The sequence below is a fragment of the Streptomyces sp. Xyl84 genome (assembly GCF_059731885.1).
On record NZ_AP029182.1, the window covers coordinates 4120292 to 4140733 of the forward strand.

General features: G+C 73.4%; 14 protein-coding genes. 6 read left to right on the forward strand and 8 right to left on the reverse strand.

Features of this window, described 5'->3' with window-relative positions:
• Nucleotide 1: 1 nt before the first annotated feature.
• Nucleotides 2–613, forward strand: a complete 612-nt coding sequence (locus AC6I72_RS17945) for a hypothetical protein (RefSeq protein WP_498001911.1) — start codon at nucleotides 2–4, stop codon at nucleotides 611–613.
• Between the two features lie 188 nt (nucleotides 614–801).
• Here the strand turns inward: AC6I72_RS17945 and AC6I72_RS17950 are convergent, their stop codons facing one another.
• From AC6I72_RS17950 to AC6I72_RS17960, 3 genes are all read right to left on the reverse strand, one after another.
• Nucleotides 802–990 (reverse strand): hypothetical protein, encoded by a 189-nt coding sequence (locus AC6I72_RS17950; RefSeq protein ID WP_498001912.1) that lies wholly within the window; start codon nucleotides 988–990, stop codon nucleotides 802–804.
• 224 nt (nucleotides 991–1214) lie between these two features.
• Nucleotides 1215–4160, reverse strand: a complete 2946-nt coding sequence (gene afsR, locus AC6I72_RS17955; protein WP_498001914.1) for an SARP-family global regulator AfsR — start codon at nucleotides 4158–4160, stop codon at nucleotides 1215–1217.
• A 151-nt stretch (nucleotides 4161–4311) separates the two neighbouring features.
• Nucleotides 4312–4707 (reverse strand): nitroreductase/quinone reductase family protein, encoded by a 396-nt coding sequence (locus tag AC6I72_RS17960; RefSeq protein ID WP_498001916.1) that lies wholly within the window; start codon nucleotides 4705–4707, stop codon nucleotides 4312–4314.
• Between the two features lie 194 nt (nucleotides 4708–4901).
• On the opposite strand from AC6I72_RS17960, the gene AC6I72_RS17965 reads away from it, so the two are divergent.
• From AC6I72_RS17965 to AC6I72_RS17975, 3 genes are all read left to right on the forward strand, one after another.
• The gene (locus AC6I72_RS17965; protein ID WP_498001917.1) at nucleotides 4902–7487 is read left to right on the forward strand and encodes a bifunctional FO biosynthesis protein CofGH; all 2586 of its coding nucleotides are present in this window, start codon (nucleotides 4902–4904) and stop codon (nucleotides 7485–7487) included.
• A gap of 82 nt (nucleotides 7488–7569) precedes the next feature.
• Nucleotides 7570–8142 carry a hypothetical protein gene (locus AC6I72_RS17970; protein WP_498001919.1) on the forward strand — a complete coding sequence of 191 codons (573 nt, stop codon included), beginning with the start codon at nucleotides 7570–7572 and terminating at the stop codon, nucleotides 8140–8142.
• A 431-nt stretch (nucleotides 8143–8573) separates the two neighbouring features.
• On the forward strand, nucleotides 8574–9692 hold the full coding sequence (locus AC6I72_RS17975; protein ID WP_498001921.1) for an ADP-ribosylglycohydrolase family protein: 1119 nt from the start codon (nucleotides 8574–8576) through the stop codon (nucleotides 9690–9692).
• Between the two features lie 184 nt (nucleotides 9693–9876).
• Here the strand turns inward: AC6I72_RS17975 and AC6I72_RS17980 are convergent, their stop codons facing one another.
• From AC6I72_RS17980 to AC6I72_RS17995, 4 genes are all read right to left on the reverse strand, one after another.
• The gene (locus tag AC6I72_RS17980) at nucleotides 9877–11463 is read right to left on the reverse strand and encodes a sodium:solute symporter family protein (RefSeq protein WP_498001922.1); all 1587 of its coding nucleotides are present in this window, start codon (nucleotides 11461–11463) and stop codon (nucleotides 9877–9879) included.
• A 492-nt stretch (nucleotides 11464–11955) separates the two neighbouring features.
• Nucleotides 11956–12147 (reverse strand): DUF397 domain-containing protein, encoded by a 192-nt coding sequence (locus tag AC6I72_RS17985; protein ID WP_366723820.1) that lies wholly within the window; start codon nucleotides 12145–12147, stop codon nucleotides 11956–11958.
• 215 nt (nucleotides 12148–12362) lie between these two features.
• Nucleotides 12363–13220, reverse strand: coding sequence for a helix-turn-helix domain-containing protein (locus AC6I72_RS17990; protein ID WP_037859385.1), 858 nt, complete (start codon nucleotides 13218–13220; stop codon nucleotides 12363–12365).
• A 482-nt stretch (nucleotides 13221–13702) separates the two neighbouring features.
• Nucleotides 13703–14467, reverse strand: a complete 765-nt coding sequence (locus AC6I72_RS17995) for a GOLPH3/VPS74 family protein (RefSeq protein WP_037859387.1) — start codon at nucleotides 14465–14467, stop codon at nucleotides 13703–13705.
• A gap of 497 nt (nucleotides 14468–14964) precedes the next feature.
• Here AC6I72_RS17995 and AC6I72_RS18000 point away from each other — a divergent pair, with 497 nt between their 5' ends.
• Together AC6I72_RS18000 and AC6I72_RS18005 are read left to right on the forward strand one after the other, a co-directional pair.
• Nucleotides 14965–17385, forward strand: a complete 2421-nt coding sequence (locus AC6I72_RS18000) for a D-alanyl-D-alanine carboxypeptidase (protein WP_498001925.1) — start codon at nucleotides 14965–14967, stop codon at nucleotides 17383–17385.
• Between the two features lie 171 nt (nucleotides 17386–17556).
• On the forward strand, nucleotides 17557–19437 hold the full coding sequence (locus AC6I72_RS18005) for a DUF8823 domain-containing protein (protein WP_498001927.1): 1881 nt from the start codon (nucleotides 17557–17559) through the stop codon (nucleotides 19435–19437).
• 54 nt (nucleotides 19438–19491) lie between these two features.
• Here the strand turns inward: AC6I72_RS18005 and AC6I72_RS18010 are convergent, their stop codons facing one another.
• Nucleotides 19492–20376 (reverse strand): MerR family transcriptional regulator, encoded by an 885-nt coding sequence (locus AC6I72_RS18010; RefSeq protein WP_498001929.1) that lies wholly within the window; start codon nucleotides 20374–20376, stop codon nucleotides 19492–19494.
• Between the last annotated feature and the right edge of the window lie 66 nt (nucleotides 20377–20442).

Below are 20442 nucleotides of genomic sequence, written 5' to 3' on the forward strand. Positions count from 1 at the left end.
CATGCGGATACGGGGGCGCGGACTCAGGTTCACTGCGGTACTGGCGGTCGTGGTGCTGGCCCTGACGGGCTTCTCCCGCGGCCACGGGCACGGCGGTCACGGCAGCGGCGGCTCGGGCGGGTGCAGCAGCTCCCGCCAGGACCACGACACCTCGTCGTCCTCGTCGTCCGGGGGCGGTACGTACGGCTCCGGAACCGACGGCACGTACGCCCCGGAGGACGACGACACGTACGGCTCCGGCGGCAGCGGCACGGGCACGACCGGCGGCAGCTCCTCCCACCGCCGTCGCCCCGACCTCGGTCCGACCGCCACCCCGTCCGGCGGCGGCACGGAGACGCGGCTCCAGGACGCGCGGGTGAGGCTGCTGAGCTGCGCCACCGAGAAGAAGCCCTACGCGACGGTCGAACTGACCAACCCCAACGACAGGCGCGGCACGTTCACCGCCACCGTCACCTTCCAGGACGCCCACGGCGGCACGATCCGCTCCGCGCTCCGGGAGACCGACGTGCCCGCGAACGGCAGGCGGACGGTACGCGTGGACGCCGGCGCGCCCGGCGATGGGGTCCGGCCGGCCCACTGCACCGTGGACCCGGCGGCCCCGGCGGCCGGCTGACGGCCCGCACCGGGCGCGCGGCCAGAGCGGCCCCCGGACACACGTCGGCCGCGACGGCTCCCCCTCCGCGCCGCCGCGGCCGATCCCCCGTGCCCCCCGTGTTCCCCCGTCCCCCCGTGATCCCCCCTCTGTGGTCCCCCCGGCTGATCCCCCGTGATCCCCCGTCCGGTCCCCCCGGGTACGCGGGCTTACTTCGTCGGCTTGAAGGGCTCCGACGTGGCGTGCATGTCCTTGACCGTGACAGGCTCGTCCGTGGCGTGCATGTCCTGCGTCGTCACGTCGCCGTCCCCGGGCTGGGCGACGGCTGCCGCGGCCTCGCCGTCCTTCGTGCCGGTGGCGTGCATGTCCTGGGGCTTGATGACCGGCTCGTCGCTCATGCTCTTCGCTCCACTCGGTGTGTTCCTCATCGGGCGCTGGAAGCCCGCCCGGTCACTCCCCCGAGTGTGCCCGGGCGGGCATTCCTGGGCCGCTCACACTAGTTCGCCAGTGCGGGGCCCCTCGCAGTGACCCGTCTGCCCCCCGACGCGACGGATCGACTGGGTCGAGCATGACGGGAGGCGATAAACGTTCGATGAACGCGCCGGTGCCGTCCCGGCGGACCTCACACGGCCTGGGCCGGGCGCAGCAGTTCGCTCACGGCGGCGGCCTCGGGCGCGCCCAGCTCCTCGTAGATGCGCAGGGCGTCGCGCCAGCACACCCGCGCGCGGTCCGTCTGCCCGATGCCCGTCAGGGCGTGGCCCAGAACGGTGAGCACGTTGCCGCGCCGCCACTCGCCGCCGATGCCGCGCAGCACCGTGAGGGCCAGCTCCGCGTTGGCGGCGGCCTGCGCGGGGCGCTGCGCGGCGATGTCCACCTCGGCCAGGCGGAACAGCGTCATTCCCTCCCAGAGCCGCTGCCGGCTGTCCCGGAAGACACCCAGCGCCTCGGTGAGGCTGTCGGCGGCGGCGTCGAGCCGGCCGCTCTGGGTGAGCGCCATGCCCAGGGCGTAGCGGGCGTTGGCGCCCCGCATCGAGTTCCCCATGGCGTCGTAGATGCCGATGCCCTGCTGCGCCAGGGCCACCGCGCTCCTGGTCCGGCCCGTCGCCAGGTGGATGCGGGAGAGGTTGCACAGCGCGCTGGCCTCGCCGGGCCGGTCCTGAAGGATGCGGAAGTGCCGGATGGCTTCGGAGAGATGCTGCTCGCCGTCCTCGTTGCGGCTCTGGTACAGCGCGATGATGCCGCGCGCGTTGCGCGCCCAGCACACCGGCAGGAGGTCGTCGGCGTCCATGGCGCGGCGGATCACCTGTTCCGCCTCCTGGTCGGCCATCTCGAAGCGGCCGGCGTCGACGTGCGCGTGAGCGAGCGTCATCAGTGCCCGCGCCTCCACCTGCGCCACACCGGCCCGCCGGGCCGCGTCGAGCAGTGCCTTCGCGGTGGCCTCGTACTCGCGGGAGTTGGCTCCCGACTCGGAGATGTCGAGCGCGGCCCACAGCAGGTCGGTGGCGCGCCGGAGCGAGGCCGAGCGCTCCGCGCTGCGGCGGGCGAGGGCGAGGAGGCAGTCCGCCTCGGTGTAGAGCCAGTCCCGGGCGGCCTTGCGGTCGGGGAAGACGAGTCCGGGGTACCCGGTGGCGGCGAGGTGGTCCACCAGCCGGTCCCCCGGCCGCTCGGTCGCGTACACGCCCGCCGCCGTGGCCAGGTAGAAGTCCAGCAGGCGCGACATCGCCGCGTCCCGTTCGCCCGGGGTGTGCTCGTCGCGTTCGGCGCAGGACCTGGCGTAGAGGCGGACGAGGTCGTGGAAGCGGTAGCGGCCCGGGGCGGCGGACTCCAGGAGGGAGGTGTCGACGAGGGATTCCAGCAGGTCCTCGGTGTCCTCGGCGGGCAGGTCGAGCACGGCCGCTGCCGCCGCCAGGGAGATGTCCGGACCGTCGGCGAGGCCCAGCAGGCGGAAGGCGCGGGCCTGGGCCGGCTCCAGCTGGCCGTAGCCGAGTTCGAAGGTGGCCTTCACGGCCAGGTCGCCCGCCTGGAGTTCGTCCAGGCGGCGCCGCTCGTCGGCCAGCTTGGCGGCCAGGACGGAGACCGTCCAGGTGCGGCGGGCCGCCAACCGGGAGGCGGCGATGCGGATGGCGAGGGGGAGGAAGCCGCAGGCGGCGACCACGTCGAGCGCCGCCTCCCGCTCCGAGGCGACCCGCTCCTCGCCGACGATCCGGATGAAGAGCTGGAGGGCCTCCTCCGGGCTCATCACGTCCAGGTCGACCAGGTGCGCGCCCGCCAGGTCGACCATCCGCACCCGTGAGGTGACCAGTGCGGCGCAGCCCTCCGTGCCCGGCAGCAGGGGTCTGACCTGGGCGGCGTCGCGCGCGTTGTCCAGCAGCACCAGGATCCGGCGGCCGTCCAGGACCGAGCGGTACAGGGCGGCCCGCTCCTCCAGGGAGTCGGGGATCGCGGACTCCGCCGTGCCGAGGGCGCGCAGGAAGGAGCCGAGGACCGTCTCCGGTTCCGCGGCGCGCTGCCCGGCGCCCTGGAGGTCGACGTAGAGCTGGCCGTCGGGGAAGGCGGCCCGGGCGTGGTGCGCGACGTGCACGGCGAGGGTCGTCTTGCCGACCCCGCCGATCCCGGCCAGCGCCGATACGGCCATCACCCGGCCCTCGGCCGAGGCCAGCATGCCGCTCAGCTCGCTGACGAAGGCCGCGCGACCGGTGAAGTCGGGGACGGTGGCGGGCAGTTGGGCGGGGCGGACCGGGGCCGCGGCGGGTTCCGTGGCGGGGGCGGAGGGCTCGGCGAGGGCCGGGTCGGCGCGGAGGATGCGCTGCTGGAGCGCGCGCAGCTCCGGGCGCGGGTCCACGCCGAGTTCGCCGGCGAGGAGGCGGCGGGTGTCCGCGTAGACGGCGAGCGCCTCCGCCTGCCGGCCGCTGCGGTACAGCGCGAGCATCAGCAGTTCGCGCAGGCGTTCGCGCAGCGGGTGGGCGGCGGTCAGCGCGGTCAGTTCCGAGACGGCCTCGCCGTGGCAGCCCTGCTCCAGGTCCATGTCGAGCCGCGACTCCAGGAGTTGCAGCCGCCACTCCTCCAGGCGCACCCGCTGCGCCTCGGCGTACGGGCCGGGCACCCCCGCCAGGGGCTCGCCGTCCCACAGGCGCAGCGCGCGGCCGAGCAGCGTCCGCGCCCGGTGCAGGTCCCCGGCGGCGCGGGCCTTGTCCGCCTGGGCGGAGAGGTCCTGTGCCGTCCCCGCGTCCAGCGCGCCCTCGCCCAGGCCGCGCACGGCGTACCCGCCGGACTCGCTGACCAGGACCCCAGGGTCCAGGACCTTGCGCAGCCGGGAGGCGTACGTCCGGACCGCCGCCAGCGCCTGCGAGGGCGGCTCCTCGCCCCACAGGGCGTCGATCAGCTCGGACGCCGTCGCCGTGCGCCCCTCGCGCAGCAGCAGCGCGGCGAGCAGGGCGCGCTGCTGGGGCGAGCCGGTGGGCAGCAGCTCCTCGCCGCGCCAGGCGCGCACCGGTCCGAGTACGCAGAAGCGCAGCGCGGCCGACCGCTCGGCACGCCGCTGCTCCGGTACTCGCGGTACACCGTCCATCGCTGCTCCCTGACCGCTGCCGAACTGTCCATCGCCGAGAGGCCAGTTTGCCTTGTTCATGGCAGATGCGTCAGCTCCGGGAGACAGCGATCACAGACCGTGGTGCCCTGTCTCACAAGGCTTGCACAAGCTCTCCCCTTGCGGAGGGCGCTCAGTCGGTGAGATCCACCCGCACCGTCAGCAGGTCCGTCCCGAAGGCCCGTACCGCCGCGCTGTTGAACCGGGGCAGGCGGCGCAGCCGGGCCACGGCGTCGTCGCCGGGCAGGAGGTGGGCGGTGCCGTGGTGCCAGCGGCCCCGGATGCGGACGCGGACGGCCGGGTCGGCCTGGATGTTGCGGACGTACTGGGATCTGAGGCCGAACTCGGAGACGAACCAGAAGGATCCGTCCGTGAGGCGTCCGCCCACGGGGGTGCGGCGGGGCAGCCGGGAGACGCGGCCGGTGGTCTCCAGCAGGGTCTGCGAGGGCAGACGCCGGTTGACCGGATTGGCGACGTACCGCTGGAAGCGGGTCACGATCCGGTGCTTCAGCTCACTGTGGCGGGTCATGGGCCGTCAGCCTAGGGGTGCGCCACCGGAAGCGTGCGCTCACCGGGGGAGCGAGCCGGCCGCCCGCGCCCTGGCCTCGTCCGCCCGCCCGTGTCCCCTCGTACCGCCCGCGCCGCCCCCGCCGGGCGGGGCGCCCGTGCGCGCGTCCCGGCCACGGCCGCCCGTGCTGATCAGCGCGATCGTATGCTCGGAGGATGACGACTTCCGCGACCTCCGGAACCGGCCCCACCGAGAACTCCCTGCGTCGCGCCCTCAAACGTGCGCGGGACGGCGTCGCCCTCGACGTCGCCGAGGCCGCGGTGCTGCTCCAGGCCCGCGGCGAGCACCTGCGGGACCTCGTCGCCTCCGCCGCCCGGGTGCGCGACGCCGGCCTGGAGGCCGCCGGGCGTCCCGGTGTCATCACCTACTCCAAGAGCGTCTTCGTCCCGCTGACCCGGCTGTGCCGGGACAAGTGCCACTACTGCACGTTCGTCACCGTCCCCGGCAAGCTGCGCCGCGCCGGACACGGGATGTTCATGTCCCCCGACGAGGTCCTGGACATCGCCCGCCGCGGTGCCGCACTCGGCTGCAAGGAAGCCCTCATCACCCTCGGCGACAAGCCCGAGGACCGCTGGCCCGAGGCCCGCGAATGGCTCGACGCGCACGGCTACGACGACACCATCGCCTACGTCCGCGCCGTCTCCATCCGCATCCTGGAGGAGACCGGCCTCCTGCCGCACCTCAACCCGGGCGTCCTGAGCTGGACGGACTTCCAGCGGCTCAAGCCCGTCGCGCCGTCCATGGGCATGATGCTGGAGACCACCGCGACCCGCCTGTGGTCCGAGCCCGGCGGCCCGCACCACGGCTCCCCGGACAAGGAACCCGCCGTGCGGCTGCGGGTCCTGGAGGACGCCGGACGTTCCTCCGTCCCCTTCACCTCCGGGATCCTGATCGGCATCGGCGAGACGTTCGAGGAGCGCGCCGAGTCCCTGTTCGCGCTGCGCAAGGTCGCCCGCGCCCACCACGGAATCCAGGAGCTGATCATCCAGAACTTCCGCGCCAAGCCGGACACGGCGATGCGCGGCATGCCGGACGCCGAACTGGACGACCTGGTCGCCACGGTCGCCGTCGCCCGGCACATCATGGGTCCCGCGGCCTGCCTCCAGGCCCCGCCCAACCTCGTCGACGGCGAGTACGAACGGCTCATCGCGGCCGGCATCGACGACTGGGGCGGTGTCTCCCCGCTCACCATCGACCACGTCAACCCCGAGCGCCCCTGGCCGCAGATCGACCAGTTGCGCGAGCGCTCCGCCGCCGCCGGGTTCGAACTGCGCGAACGGCTCTGCGTCTACCCGGAGTTCGTCACCCGGGGCGAGCCGTGGCTCGACCCGCGCCTCCTCCCGCACGTGAGCGCCCTCGCCGACCCGGCCACCGGCCTGGCCCGCGAGGACGCGACCGTCGAGGGCCGCCCCTGGCAGGAGCCGGACGAGGCGTTCACCGCCTCCGGCCGCACCGACCTGCACACCGCGATCGACGCCGAGGGCCGCACCGGGGACCGCCGCGGCGACTTCGACGAGGTCTACGGCGACTGGGACGCCCTGCGCGAGGCGGCGGCGCCCGGCATGGCACCCGAGCGCATCGACACCGACGTCCGCCAGGCCCTGCGCACCGCCGCCGACGACCCGACGCGGCTGACCGACGCCGAGGCGCTGGCGCTGCTGCACGCGGACGGCCCGGCGCTGGACGCCCTCGCCCGGATCGCGGACGACGTCCGCAGGGCGGCGGTCGGCGACGACGTGACGTACATCGTCACCCGCAACATCAACTTCACCAACGTCTGCTACACCGGCTGCCGCTTCTGCGCCTTCGCCCAGCGCCGCACGGACGCCGACGCCTACACCCTCTCCCTGGACCAGGTCGCCGACCGCGCCCAGCAGGCCTGGGAGGTGGGCGCGGTGGAGGTCTGCATGCAGGGCGGCATCCACCCGGACCTGCCCGGCACCGCCTACTTCGACATCGCCAGGGCGGTCAAGGAGCGCGTCCCCGGCATGCACGTGCACGCGTTCTCGCCGATGGAGGTGGTCAACGGCGCGGCCCGCACCAACCTGTCGATCCGCGAATGGCTGACCGCGGCCAAGGAGGCGGGCCTGGACACCATCCCCGGGACGGCCGCGGAGATCCTGGACGACGAGGTCCGCTGGGTCCTGACCAAGGGCAAGCTGCCCACCGCGACCTGGATCGAGGTCGTCAGGACCGCGCACGAGCTGGGCATCCGCTCCTCGTCGACGATGATGTACGGCCATGTCGACCAGCCCCGCCACTGGCTCGGCCACTTCCGCACCCTGGCCCGCATCCAGCAGGAGACCGGCGGCTTCACGGAGTTCGTCACCCTCCCCTTCATCCACACCAACGCCCCGGTCTACCTGGCCGGCATCGCCCGCCCCGGCCCCACGGCCCGCGACAACCGGGCGGTCACCGCCATGGCCCGCCTGCTGCTGCACCCCTGGATCCCCAACATCCAGACGAGCTGGGTCAAACTGGGCACGGACGGCGCCGCCGAGATGCTCCGCTCCGGCGCCAACGACCTGGGCGGCACCCTCATGGAGGAGACCATCTCCCGCATGGCGGGCTCCTCCTACGGCTCCTACAAGTCGGTCAAGGACCTGATCGCGGTCGCCGAGGCGGCGGGCCGCCCCGCCCGGCCGCGCACCACGGTCTACGGCGAGGTCCCCGAGGAGCGGCAGCGCACGGCGACCGCCTCCGACGGTCACCTGCCGCAGCTGCTGCCGGTGCTGGACTGAACCGCGCGCGCGGCGGCCCACAGTACGATGAGCCGACGGTTCCCGGGGCCGAACAGCTGAGTAGCCGAGGAGATGCGTGCCCATGCCTGCCCGAATACCTTCGTGGGCCTGGGTCAGCGGCCTGACCGCCGCGGCGGTCGTCGCGGTCGGGGCGCTGGCGGCCCAGGCGGACCAGGGCGGGCACCCCGTCGCCGCCTCCGCGCGCCCCAGCGCGTCGGCCCCGGCGGGCAGGCACTCCCCGGCGGCGCCCCCCAAGCACACGGCCCCGCCCGCGCCGCCGTCCGACTCCGGCACGGGCCGCCGCGTCGTCTACTCCCTGGGGCAGAAGCGCGTCTGGCTGATGGACGTGCGCGGCATGCCGACCCGCACCTTCGCCGTCTGGCCCGGCACGGTCAGCCCCGACCCGGGCGCCTACGCGATCTCCCAGCGGGTCGCCGACCCCACGAAGGGCTCGGACGGGGTGGAGATCGAGCACATCCTGTACTTCGCGGGCAAGTCCGGTGTCTTCGTCGCCTTCAGCAACGCCGTGGACGGCTCCTCGCCGCCGCCGGTCGCCGAGGGCATCAAGACGGGCGGCGTCCGCACCGGCAAGCAGGACGGCGCGGCCCTGTGGGCGTTCGCGGACAAGGGGACGCGCGTGGTCGTCGTCCCCTAGGGGAAGGACGGCAGAGGCTGGACCGGCCGCCGGCCGGACGAGGTGTTCGCCGGCCTGGACCGGGCGGCCCGCCTCGCCCCGACTCCGGCCCGGTCGCCTCCAGCCGGGTCGCCTCCGGGCGGGGTGACACCTGTCGGATCGCCGGCCGGTTCGAGGAGGCCGCCACCGAGCCGAGCCGGGCCGGGCCGTGGCGCTCGACCCTGCCACGCGTCGCCGCCGGCGAGCCGGGGCGCCGCCCTCGTCGAACCGGGCCGGGCCGAGGAGGCGCCGGCCGGCCTCACCCGGGCCGTGGCACCGGACCCCGTCCACACCTGGGCGCTGGTGCCGCGCTCCCGGGCCCCGCCCCGCCGATCACCCCCTGAACACACCGTTCCCGTTCGACTACAGTGCCGAGCGTCGTACGGACGGACGGTGCCGTGAGGGAGGTCTGGGTGGGTACGACGGCCGGGATCGTCTGGGGGCGTGCCGAGCAGCAGGACTTCCGCGGGCGGGTGCGGGGCACGCTGCTCGGCGTCGCGCTGGGGGACGCGCTCGGCGCGCCGGTGGACGGGCTGGGGTACGAGGCGGTCCGGGAGGCGCACGGGCCGGAGGGCGTCGTGGACCTCGTCGCGGCGCACGGCCGGCGCGGCACCGTCACGCACCTCACCCAGCTCACGCTGTTCTCCGTGGACGGGCTGATCCGGGCGCAGGTGCGGCGGGACACCGGGGCCTGGCACCCGCCGACCGACGTGCACCGGGCGTACCTGCGCTGGGCGGCGACCCAGCGGGACTGGGGGCCCGACGAGCGGCGCGAGGAGGACGGCTGGCTGGCCCGCGAGGAGTGGCTGTACGCCCGGCGGGAGCCGACGCGGGCGCTGCTCGGCGGCTTCGGGGACGAGACGATGGGGACGCTCCAGGCGCCGAAGAACCCGGGCGAGACGGGGCCCGAGGCCGCCGCGCGGTCGGCGCCGTTCGGGCTGCTGGTCGGCTGGGAGCCCCAGTTGGTGGTGCAGCTCGCCGTGGAGTGCGCGGCGCAGAGCCACGGGCATCCCACGGCGTGGCTCGCGGCCGGGGCCTACGCCGTGATCGTGCACGCGCTCGCCCGCGGGGACGGTCTCGACGCCGCCGTCCAGAAGGCGCTGGCGCTGCTCGCCGTACGGCCGGGCCACGAGCCGGTCTCGGACGCGCTGCAGCACGCGCTGGGCGCGGTGCGCCAGGGCATGCCGGGCCCGGCGCGGGTGGAGGAGCTGGCGGGGGAGGGGGCCGCGGAGGGCGTGCTGGCCGTCGCGGTGTACTGCGCGCTGGTCGGCGAGGACGTACGCCACGGGCTGTGCCTGGCGGTGAACCAGAGCGGCCCCTCGGGGGCGTCCGGGGCCCTCACCGGCGGTCTGCTCGGTGCCCTGCACGGCGAGACGGCCCTCCCGCCGGCCTGGCTGGCCGAGCTGGAGGGCCGTCCGACCCTGCTGGTCCTGGCGGACGACTTCGCGATGGAGATGACCCAGGGGCCCGCCCTGCACGGACCCGCCGGGTCGGCCCCGGGCTGGCTGGCCCGCTATCCGAGGGGCGCCTAGCCAGGCGCTGTCGTCACATTCCTGCCTGCCCCGCGATGCCTGGCACGCCCTCTCGCCGCACCGGGCGAGAGCCCGGGTACGCCCGGTACGAGGACTTCCGCCGGGCCCGCCGAGAGCACGCACCGGACGCCGCGGGCCCCGCGGGCGACGACGGGAATGTGGCGGCAGGGCCTGGAGGGGTCGGTCACGAGGAGGGCTGGGTGCCGACCACGTCGTCGCCCGCGCCCGCCGGGGCCGGTACCGCCGCTGCCGCCGCGGTGCCGCCCTCGCCGTCCCCGTCGGTGTTGACCCGCTCGATGATCGCGAGCCGCTCGGGGGTGTCCTCCGGCCTGACGTAACCGATGACGATGTACAGGACCAGGGAGACCGCGAGCGGGATCGACACCTGGTACTGGAGCGGGACGCCGCCGTCGACGTTCCAGTTGACCGGGTAGTTCACCAGCCAGAAGGCCAGCAGGCCCAGGCCCCAGCTGGTGAGCGCGGCCGTCGGGCCCGAGCGGCGGAACGGGCGGAGCAGGCCGAGCATCATCGGGATGGCGATCGGACCCATCAGGCCCGCGACCCACTTGATGACGACCGTGATGATGTCCTTGAACGTCGGTGAGTCGACCTGGGTGGCCACCGCCATGGACAGCCCCAGGAAGACGACGGTCGTCACGCGGGCGGCGACCAGCCCGCTGCGCGCGCCCCACGCCCGCGCCCGCCGCGACAGCACGGGCGCCACGTCCCGGGTGAAGACGGCGGCGATGGCGTTGGCGTCCGAGGAGCACATGGCCATCGTGTGCGAGAAGAAGCCGACGATGACCAGGCCCAGCAGACCGTGCGGCAGGAGCTGTTCGGTCATCAGGGCGTAGGAGTCGGAGCCGTCGGGCTTGTTCGCGTGGACCAGCAGCGGCGACATCCACATGGGGAAGAAGAGGACGACCGGCCAGACGAGCCACAGGACCGCCGACAGCCGCGCCGAGCGCTCGGCCTGGCGGGCGCTGCCCGTGGCCATGTAGCGCTGGGCCTGGTTGAGCATGCCGCCGTTGTACTCGAAGAGCTTGATGAAGAGGAACGCCAGCAGGAACACCGTGCCGTACGGGCCGACCAGCGGCTTTCCGTGGCCGTGCAGGGCGGGCTCGTCCCAGGCGCCGAGGAAGCCGATGCCCTTGTCGTTGAGCTTCAGGACGACGGCCACGAACATCGACACCCCGGCGAGCAACTGGATGACGAACTGCCCCAGTTCGGTGAGCGCGTCCGCCCACAGACCGCCGATCGTGCAGTAGACCGCGGTGATCGCGCCCGTGATCAGGATGCCCTGGTTGAGGCTCATCCCGGTGAAGACGGACAGCAGGGTCGCGATCGCCGCCCACTTCGCGCCCACGTCCACGATCTTCAGCAGCATGCCGGACCAGGCGAGCGCCTGCTGCGTGGAGAGGTTGTAGCGGTTCTTCAGGTACTCCAGCGGGGAGGCCACGTGCAGGCGGGAGCGGAGCCGGTTGATGCGCGGCGCGAACAGCTTCGATCCGATGGCGATGCCCAGGGCGATGGGGAACGACCAGGTGACGAAGGAGGTGACGCCGTAGGTGTAGGAGATGCCCGCGTACCCGGTGAACAGCACCGCGCTGTAGCCGGACATGTGGTGCGAGATGCCGGACAGCCACCAGGGCATCTTGCCGCCGGCGGTGAAGAAGTCGCTGACGTCGCCCACCCGTCTGTGCGACCAGACGCCGATCGCGACCATCACGCCGAAGTAGCCGATGAGCACGGCCCAGTCGAGACTGTTCATGTGCCCCCCTTCCAGGGTCCGCCTTGTGAACTCCGCTCATCCGGTTGGCACTTCGCCTGAGCGGGGTAGGGGCGAGGAAGGCCGCGAAGTGCCCGCTCATCGTGGGATCGGTCACGCGGGCGCGACAAGGAAGCGGAAGGTCAAGAGCGGGCAAAAATGTTCGGCTTACTGACCTTGGTTCACCTACATGAACGAGTGCGGGACAGGTGGCGGGCTGGGAGTGGGCTGGTCGGGAGGCCGGGCGTGCGGGCCGGGGGAGGGCGGGCCGCGTGCGGTGGTGAGACGGCCGGTAGGCAGGGGTGAGGCGGCCGGCAGGCGATGACGAGCCGACGGGCGGTGCGGGGCGGGCACGGCGGAGCCCCCTCGGCAAGGACGGCGAACTGGTCGAGGGGGCTCTGCGTGCGGCGCGCGCGGTCCTGCTGCTCGCGCCTGCGGTACTGCTCTTCAGTTGTGGGGCGGGGCGTCGCGGGAGGACCGGAGGACCTGTCCCTCTCAGGCCTTGACCGACGCCACGAAGGAGTTCCACGCGTCGGCGGGGAAGCCGAGCACCGGGCCCTCGTGGACCTTTGAGTCCCGGACCGCCATGGTGGCGACGACCGGTGACTTGACCTCGACGCACGCGCCGTTGCCCGTGGAGTACGAGGACTTGGTCCACGTCTCCGTGGCGCCCTGACGAATAGCCATTTCTGCTCCGGATTGCGAGTGAGGGGTGGAATTGCGGTCACCGCACGACGCGTTCGGGGAACCCACAGCGCGGTTTGCGCCAACGGTGTTGGTCGATGGCGTGATCGACGCTACCCGCCGGGCCCGACAGGTGAAGCGGCCCTTCACTCGACCGGATGGCATATTCCAACGGCTCTTCCGTCACCAGTGGTCGACGGTGTACCGTGCCCCGCTCTTCAGCGCGCGTAGTCCTTCGCGGCCTTCTCGATGAACTCGCGCGACTGCTCCACGTTCAGCGCCTGCGCCCGCAGGTGCTCGTACATCACGCTGTACTTCTGCACGTCGTTGGCCTTCTCCAGGTACAGGTCGCTGGTCACGCCCTCGATGTAGACGACGCTGGAGTCGGCCGTGTCGGGGAACTCCAGGATGGCGTACTGCCCGTTCAGGCCCGGGTGCGCGCCCATCTCGAAGGGGATCACCTGAACCGTCACGTGCGGCAGTTGCGACTGCTCGACCAGGTGCTCCAGCTGCTCCCGCATCAGCGAGCGGTTGCCGACGGCCCGGCGCAGCGCGGCCTCGTCGAGGACCGTCCACAGGCGCAACGGGTTCTCGGCGGCGGAGATTCGTTCCTGCCGCCGCATCCGCACCTGGACCCGCTTCTCGATGTCCGCGGGCGCGGTCTCCGGCAGCGCCCCGGCGATCAGCGCCTCCGCGTACTGCCGGGTCTGCAGCAGGCCCGGGACGACCTGCGGGTCGTACACCCGCAGACTGGCCGCGTCCGTCTCCAGGCCGATGTAGACGCTGTACGGGATGTCGCCGAAGGAGTGCCACCAGCCCTGCTGGCGCGAGTCCTTGGCCATCTGCATCAGCGAATCGACGACCCGGTGGTCCTCCACCTCGTAGACCCCGCACAGGTCGCGGACGTCGCGCTGGCTGATGCTGCGCCGGCCGTTCTCCAGGCGGCTGATCTTCGACTGCGACACCAGCAGCCGCTCCGCCACCTCCTCGGCCGTCATGCCTTTGAGCTCGCGGAGCCTGCGCAGCTCCTGGCCCAGCCGGCGCCGCCTGACGGTGGGATTGACATTGGACGCCACGGGACGTGCACCTCCGGCTGCATGCCTCTACTTTGCGTATCTGCTGCTGAGCAGATTGCCACCAAGGTGCTTGCCGCCGCTGGGAAACGCCGGATATGCGGCGCGATCCGCGCCGCCCGCGCGCCGGTTCGGTGCCGCGGTGAACGGCCGGGCGGGACACGGGACCTGACGGTCCCGCACCCCGCCCGGACCAGCGGCTCCCGGGCCGGTTCAGGGGACTGCGGTGCGGCGTTCTGAGTGTGTGCGGTGCTTGTGATGCTTGCCGTGCCTGTGATGCGTGCTGGTGCCGGTGTGGTGCTCACGGAGCTTGTGATGTCTGCGACTTGCGGCGTCTGCCGCTTGCGGTGCCCGGGTGTTCACGACTTGTGGTGCTCAGGATGCGGTGCGGTGCGGGACCGGCGTACCGGGCCCTGCGCGATCGTGCCGTGTGACGTTTCTGCCGCCGCGTCCGCCGCCGCGACGGCCCGGTGGCCGCTTCCGGCTCAGTGCGCCACCGCGCGCGCCATGGAGCCCGCGGCCCGCTGCGGCTGCATCGGGACGCCGTGGGCCGGTTCCGGCGCGGGCCTGCCGCCGGCCGTGGCCTGCCGTCCGCCGGCCGAGGCCGGTCCGCGGCGCGGCTGGGCCGCCACCCCGTTCTGCACGTCCATCACGGCGTGCGCCACGAGACCGCCCATCGGATCGTGCCGGATCAGGTCCCGCAGCCGGGAGCGGGACGAACGTCCCTCGTTGCCCGGATACAGGTGCTTGCCGAGACCGACCGCGTGGGCCAGCGCGGCGAGCGCCGCGGTCCGCGGGTCCGGCGGTACGCCGGTGCGGATCGCGGAGTCGAGCCGGGCCCTGATCTCCCGGCTGATCACATTGTCCGTCGCCTGATAGCGAGTCGTCGGCAGCACCCCGCACATCTGGCCGGCCACGGCATGCACCATGCCGCACCTCTCCAGGTGCGAGAGATAGGTCTGGCGGAGCCCGAGACGGGGCCCGCCGATCCAGTGGACGGCCCGTACCGGAGCGCCGCGCCTTCGCAGCAACTCCAACGCGCAGTCCAGAGTCGGATCTCCTGTCGGCCGTGGCACCACCACGGCGATACGATCCCCGTCCGGGGCTATCCGTCCGGCCAGCGCCAGCTCCACTAGCTGCGCTCCGGCCAGACCCAGGTCGAGCGACTGCGGCTGTGCAGTGGTACCCGTGGCCGGGTCCAGTGCCAGCAACAGAAGCTCCTCCGGAAGTGTTCTGCGGCTCCTGCCCATCCATGCCTCCCCGCGTGGATGAATGACAGGGTGACCCCTCTCACATTGGTCTGTCGAGGGTGCGTGACCGGTTCGTAGTGGAACCAGTAGGTATGTCGTTCTCGTCTTCCGCTTGGGTTTGGTCCGCACACAGGACACTGGTACATGGTTCGGACAGCGGTGCGACCGCGTGATACAGGCGGTCGTGGGGCCACTGCTCCGGCCGGTCGGTACGGCTGTCGTGCGGGCGGCGGTTCACGGTTCGTAGCGGCACGCGGGGCGTGCGGCACATGGAGGAGGCATCGGTGGCGGGCGAGTCCCCCGACAGGTCGAAGCAGCGCGAGTCGTCGGCAGAACCGACGTCGGGGAGCGCGGGTCCGGTTCCCGGGGCCAGGAGCGAGGCGCGTGATCCTCGCGATCCTCGCCTCGCGCCGGCGGCGGGGTCCGGGGAGTCCGGTACGACGTCCGGCGCCTCCGGGGAGTCCGGAGGGACCGGTACGGCGAAGAGCCGGGGTGGCGTGGACACGGCCACGCGGGTCCTCTCGATGCGGAACGTCGTCACGGACGCACAGGACGACCCGGAGTCCGAGGAGTCCGAGGAGTCCGGGGAGTCCGGGGCGTCCGGGGACGTGGCGGCGGAGGCGGTCCAGGCGGCCGGGAAGCCCGGGGGCTCCGGCACGGCGGGCTCCGGCGCGGAGGGCGCCGACGAGGACGAGGACGGGAAGGGGCGCGGCGACACGGAGGACGCGGAGAGCGCGGACGGGGCCGGAGGCGACCGTGCCGCCGCCTCGGGCGACGCGCGCCTGCGGGCGGCCGTGGCCGCGTGGGTGGACTCCGACGGAGCCGAGGAAGCCGGGGACCGCAAGGACTCCGCGGACCCCGAGGACTCCGACGACCGGAAGGACTCCGCCGGCCGCGAGGACGCCGGGAAGGCCGCGGAAGCGGACGAGGCGGAGAAGCCCGACGCGTCCGGCTCCAAGGGGGAGGCTGACTCCGAGGCCGAGAACGACGGCGCGGACCCCGAGCCCGAGCCCGCCCCCCAGCAGGCCGCGGACGGCAAGGGCGGCGAAGGCGACAAGGGCGGCAAGGACGACAAGGGCGGCAAGTCGAGCGAGGCCGGCAAGAAGGCAGAGCCCGGGACGCCGTCCAAGACGTCCGACTCCAAGGCGTCCGACTCCAAGGCGTCCGACTCCAAGGCCTCCGACGCCGAGAAGCCTGAGCCCGGAGCGGCGTCCGGGCCCGGGGCCGAGCCCCCCGTCGACACACCCACCGCCGTCTTCAAGGCGCCCAGGCCCGCCGTCGACCAGCCCACCACCATGCTGAAGCTGGGCGGCGCACAGAGGGGCGACGCGAAGGACGCGGCGAAGACCGGCGCGGACAACGCGGCGAGGACCGGCGCGAAGGACGGCACGGCGGCCGGGCGCGCCGCCGAGGGCCCCCGGCCGGCAGACGGCAGGCCCGCCCCGAAGCCCGCCCCCGGGGCCGGTGAGTCCGAGGCCGAGCGCACCAGCAGGTTCGTCGCGCTCAAGCCCCTCGACGACGCCCCGAAGACCGCGCCCACCGTGCCCGCGGCCCCCACCGCGCCCGCGACCCCCACCCCCACGGCCCGCAACCACCGGCCCGGCTTCGAGCCCACCACCCAGCAGCCGCTGCCGCCCAAGCCCCCGCTGGACCTGCTGGCCGAGCTGACGAACACGCCGCCGCCGCCGGAGACCCCGCTGCGCACCACCGTGCGCCGGGTGAAGATCTGGACCCCGCTGGTCCTGCTCCTCCTGGTCGTCTTCGCGATCGTGCAGGCGCTGCGCCCGCTGCCCGCGCCCGGCCTCGCGCTCACCGCGAAGGACAGCTACACCTTCGAGGGCAGCAAGCTGACCCTGCCGTGGCCGGGCGAGGGCCAGGGCTGGATGGACGTCGAGGGCGTCGGCACGATGGACCACTTCGGCGAGCAGACGCCGGCGCCCATCGGATCGGTCGCCAAGACCATGACGGCGTACATCATCCTGCGCGACCACCCGCTGAAGGTGGGCCAGGAGGGTCCGAAGATCAAGATCGACCCGCAGGCGGAGAAGGAGGGCGGCTACGACAAGACCGGTGACGAGTCCACGCTCAACACGGTCAAGGCCGGCCAGACCCTCACCGAGAAGCAGGCGCTGTCCGCCGTCATGATCCCGTCCGCGAACAACATCGCGCGGCTGCTCGCGCGCTGGGACGCGGGCTCCGAGGCGGCGTTCGTCAAGAAGATGAACGCCACCGCCAAGGAGCTGGGGATGGCCAACACGACGTACACCGACCCCTCGGGCCTGACGAAGACCACCGTCTCCACCGCCGAGGACCAGGTGAAGCTCGGCGACCAGGTCGTGAAGAACCCGGCGCTGGTGGCCATCACCAGCGCGGCGAGCTGGACGGACCCGTCCGGCAAGAACTGGCCCAACTGGAACGAACTGCCGTACCGGATGGGTGCTATCGGCATCAAGACCGGCAGCACCACCGCGGCCGGCGGCAACCTGCTCTTCGCCGCCCGCAAGAAGGTCGGCGGCGAGACGGTCACCGTCGTCGGCGCGATCCTGGGGCAGCGCAAGAGCCCGATCCTGACCACCGTCAACCAGGTCAGCAAGACCGCCCTGGAGGCCGCCAAGGGTGCGCTGACCTCGGCGAAGATCCTCAAGAAGGGTGACGTCGTCGGGTACGTCGACGACCGGCTCGGCGGTCACACCCCGGTCGTGGTCACCGAGGACGTCACCGCGGTCGGCTGGGCGGGGTCGAAGGTGAAGGTGTCCTTCGCCCCGGACCAGGTGCCGCACTCGGCGAAGGCCGGCACCAAGGTCGGCACGCTCACCGTCGGCGAAGGCGGCGCGGGCGGTGCGGTCAGGGTCCCGGTCGCCCTGCAGAAGGACCTCGGCGAGCCCGGCTTCACGGACAAGCTGACCCGCCTGGGCTGACGTGCTCCCGGCACCCCGGGTGCCGGGAGTTCCGCGAGCCTGCGCGCACCCCGTCGGGGAGCCCCGCCCGGGCGCTCCCCGGCGGGGTGCGTGCTAGCGTCACGAATCGGGCACGTCACCGGTCGTGGGACGAGGCCGGAACAGAGGACGGGACACGGGGAGTGCCTTCAGGTGGCCACTGCGGAGCCGACACGCGCCGACGACGCCGATCCGGGCCCGGGAGGCCCTCGAATAGGTTCGCACCCGACGGGCACGGACGGTGACCGGACGCGTCCTGACGGTGAGGCGGCCTCCGGTGCCGCCCGGTGGCCGCGCGCCCGGGCCGCCGTCATGGCGCTGCGCGAGCGGATGCTCGAACACCCCGTCCTCTCGATCACCGGCCTGGCCGGTGTGCTGCACATCGTGTGGTTCTTCACGTTCGCCAACAGCGGCGGCGACCTCGCCGCGCAGGACGCCTGGGCCGAGTTCGTCGGCCGGCACCCGGACTCGGCGTACAACCTCGCCTGGTACGGCGGTATGCACGCGGTCTCCTACAGCATGGTGTCGCCGTACCTGATGTCCGTGCTCGGCGTCCGGACGACGATGATGATCGCGGGCACGGTCTCCTCCGGCCTGCTCACCCTGATACTCCTGCGCAGCCGCGTGGTCAGGAACCCGCTGTGGGCGGCGCTGGCCGGGGTCTTCGGACTGCTGTGCAACGCGATCTCGGGCCGGGTGACGTTCGGCCTGGGCACGATGTTCGCGCTCGGCGCGGTCGCCGCCGTGTTCTGCTGGCCGCACCGCTGGCGCCGCAGACGCTGGGCGAAGGCGCTGGTCGCGGCCCCGCTGGCCGCGCTCGCCACCATGGGCTCACCGGTGGCGGGCCTGTTCGTGGGCCTGGTCGCGGTCGCCCTGTTCCTCCAGAAGCGCCGTCCCGGCGCCTGGGCGCTCGGCATCGCGCCGAGTGTCGTGGTGGCCGTCTCGGCGCTGCTGTTCCCCTTCTCCGGCACCCAGCCCATGGGCTTCGGCTCGGCGTCCCTGCCGCTGCTGTACGCCGTCCTCGCCGCCGTCCTCGTCCCGCGGGAGTGGAAGACGGTGCGGATCACCTCCTGGGTGTACGCGCTGTCGGTGGTCGGGGTCTGGGTGATCAGCTCCCAGATCGGTTCCAACATCACCAGGCTGGCGATGCTGTTCGCCGGGACGGCGCTGGTGGCGGCGCTCCCCTTCACGGTGCCGCGCTCGCGCAAGTGGTACACGGCCGTGCTGGCCCTGGTCGGCTTCGGCGTCTGGATCGGCGTCAAGACCGTGGACGACATCGTCCACACCGCGCCCGCCGCCTCCTGGTCGCGCGAGCTGGCACCGCTGGTCAACCAGTTGCAGAAGGCCGGCGCCGAGAAGGGCCGGGTCGAGGTGGTCCCGGCCAGCTCGCACCGTGAGGCCTCCGCGCTCGCGCCCTATGTCAACCTCGCCCGCGGCTGGAACCGCCAGGCCGACATGGAGCGCAACCCGCTCTTCTACGACGACACGCTCAACTCGGCCAACTACCACGAGTGGCTGCAGCGCTGGGCGGTCCACTACGTGGTGCTGCCCAAGGGCGAGCCCGACGGCGACGGCGGGCAGCGCGAGCGGGCGCTGGTGCAGCGGGGCATGCCGTACCTCAGCCAGGTCTGGGGCGACGCCAACTGGCAGCTGTTCAAGGTCACCGACCCGACGCCGCTGGCCGAGCCGAACGCGGTCGTCGACCGCGCCGAGCAGGGCGAGCTGACCATCGAGGTCCGCAAGCCCGGCCGCGTCCTCATCCGCATCCCGTACTCGCCGTGGCTGAGCCTCGTCGACGACCACGGCAAGAGCCTCAAGGCGCCGCAGGAGACCGAGGCGTCCAAGCACCGGACCAAGGGCACGCCGAAGACGTTCGACAACGTCAACGGGTGCCTGGCGGAGACACCGCAGGACGCCAGGGGCGACAAGTGGACGACGCTGCTCGCGCCGAAGACCGGCACGTACCGGCTGGCGGCGCCCTACCAGCTCCCCCGGGGCACCCCGTGCCCGGACGAGCTGAAGCCGGCGAAGTGAGGAGCGGGCCGCGGAGCCGGCACCCGGGCCCGGCCCGGCTCCCCCGGTCCCACCTCACGCGACGGGAAAGGCCGCGTCGCACACGGGGTCCTGCGGCCCCGCCGCGCCCCAGTCCGTGAAGTACACCTCCCGGCAGGGCCCCGCCTGCGTGAGTCCCCGCGCGGCGATCCACTGCTCCACCGCCCCGAAGGCGGCCATGATCTGCGGATAGGCCACCTGGGCCTTGGTGATCCGGGTGTACGCCAGCCGCCGGGCGGGCTCGATGCGCACCGCCGTCTCCCAGGACCGCCCCCCGGCCGCCGCCCAGGCGCGCGCGGCCCGCTCGTCGGCGACCGGCACGCAGCACTCCGCGGGACCGTCGCTCTCCATGGACACCTCGGAGTGGTAGACGACGTACGGCGCCGCCGTGACGCCCCCGCACGCGCGCGCCGCGCCCTCCAGGCGGGTCAGTGACGCCCCGATCCACGCGGGCAGCTCGCTGGCCAGCGTGTGCCGGGTCTCGGTGACCACCACCTGCTCGGGCACGTCGACCGTCTCGACCACGAACCTCCCGTACATGTCGCTGTCCCTCCCGGACAGCCGGGCACGGAGGTACTCGGCGAGGGTCCGCTGCCCGGCCACCCGGCTCTCGACGCCCGCCCAGTACGCGGCGAGCAGACCGGCCGCCCCGGCACCGTCCGTCTCCACCGCAGCGACCACCTCCGCCACCCGGGCCAGCGGCATGTCCAGCCGGCGCAGCTGCGCCACGAGCCGGGCCCGCTCGGTCTGGGCGGCGCGGTAGTAGCGGTAGCCGCTGGCCTCGTCGACGTGCGCCGGTGCCAGCAGCCCGAGGCGGTCGTACAGCCGCAGTGCCTTCGCCGACAGCCGGGAGCGCGCCGCGAACGCGCCGATGGTGAGCAGTTCTTCGTCGTCCCCGTCCACCGTGCCATCCTCCGTCACCGGACGGTCCGTCCCGCCCGGCGACCAGGAGGCCGGACCCTGTCCCAGGGGCGAGGCCGCCCCGGG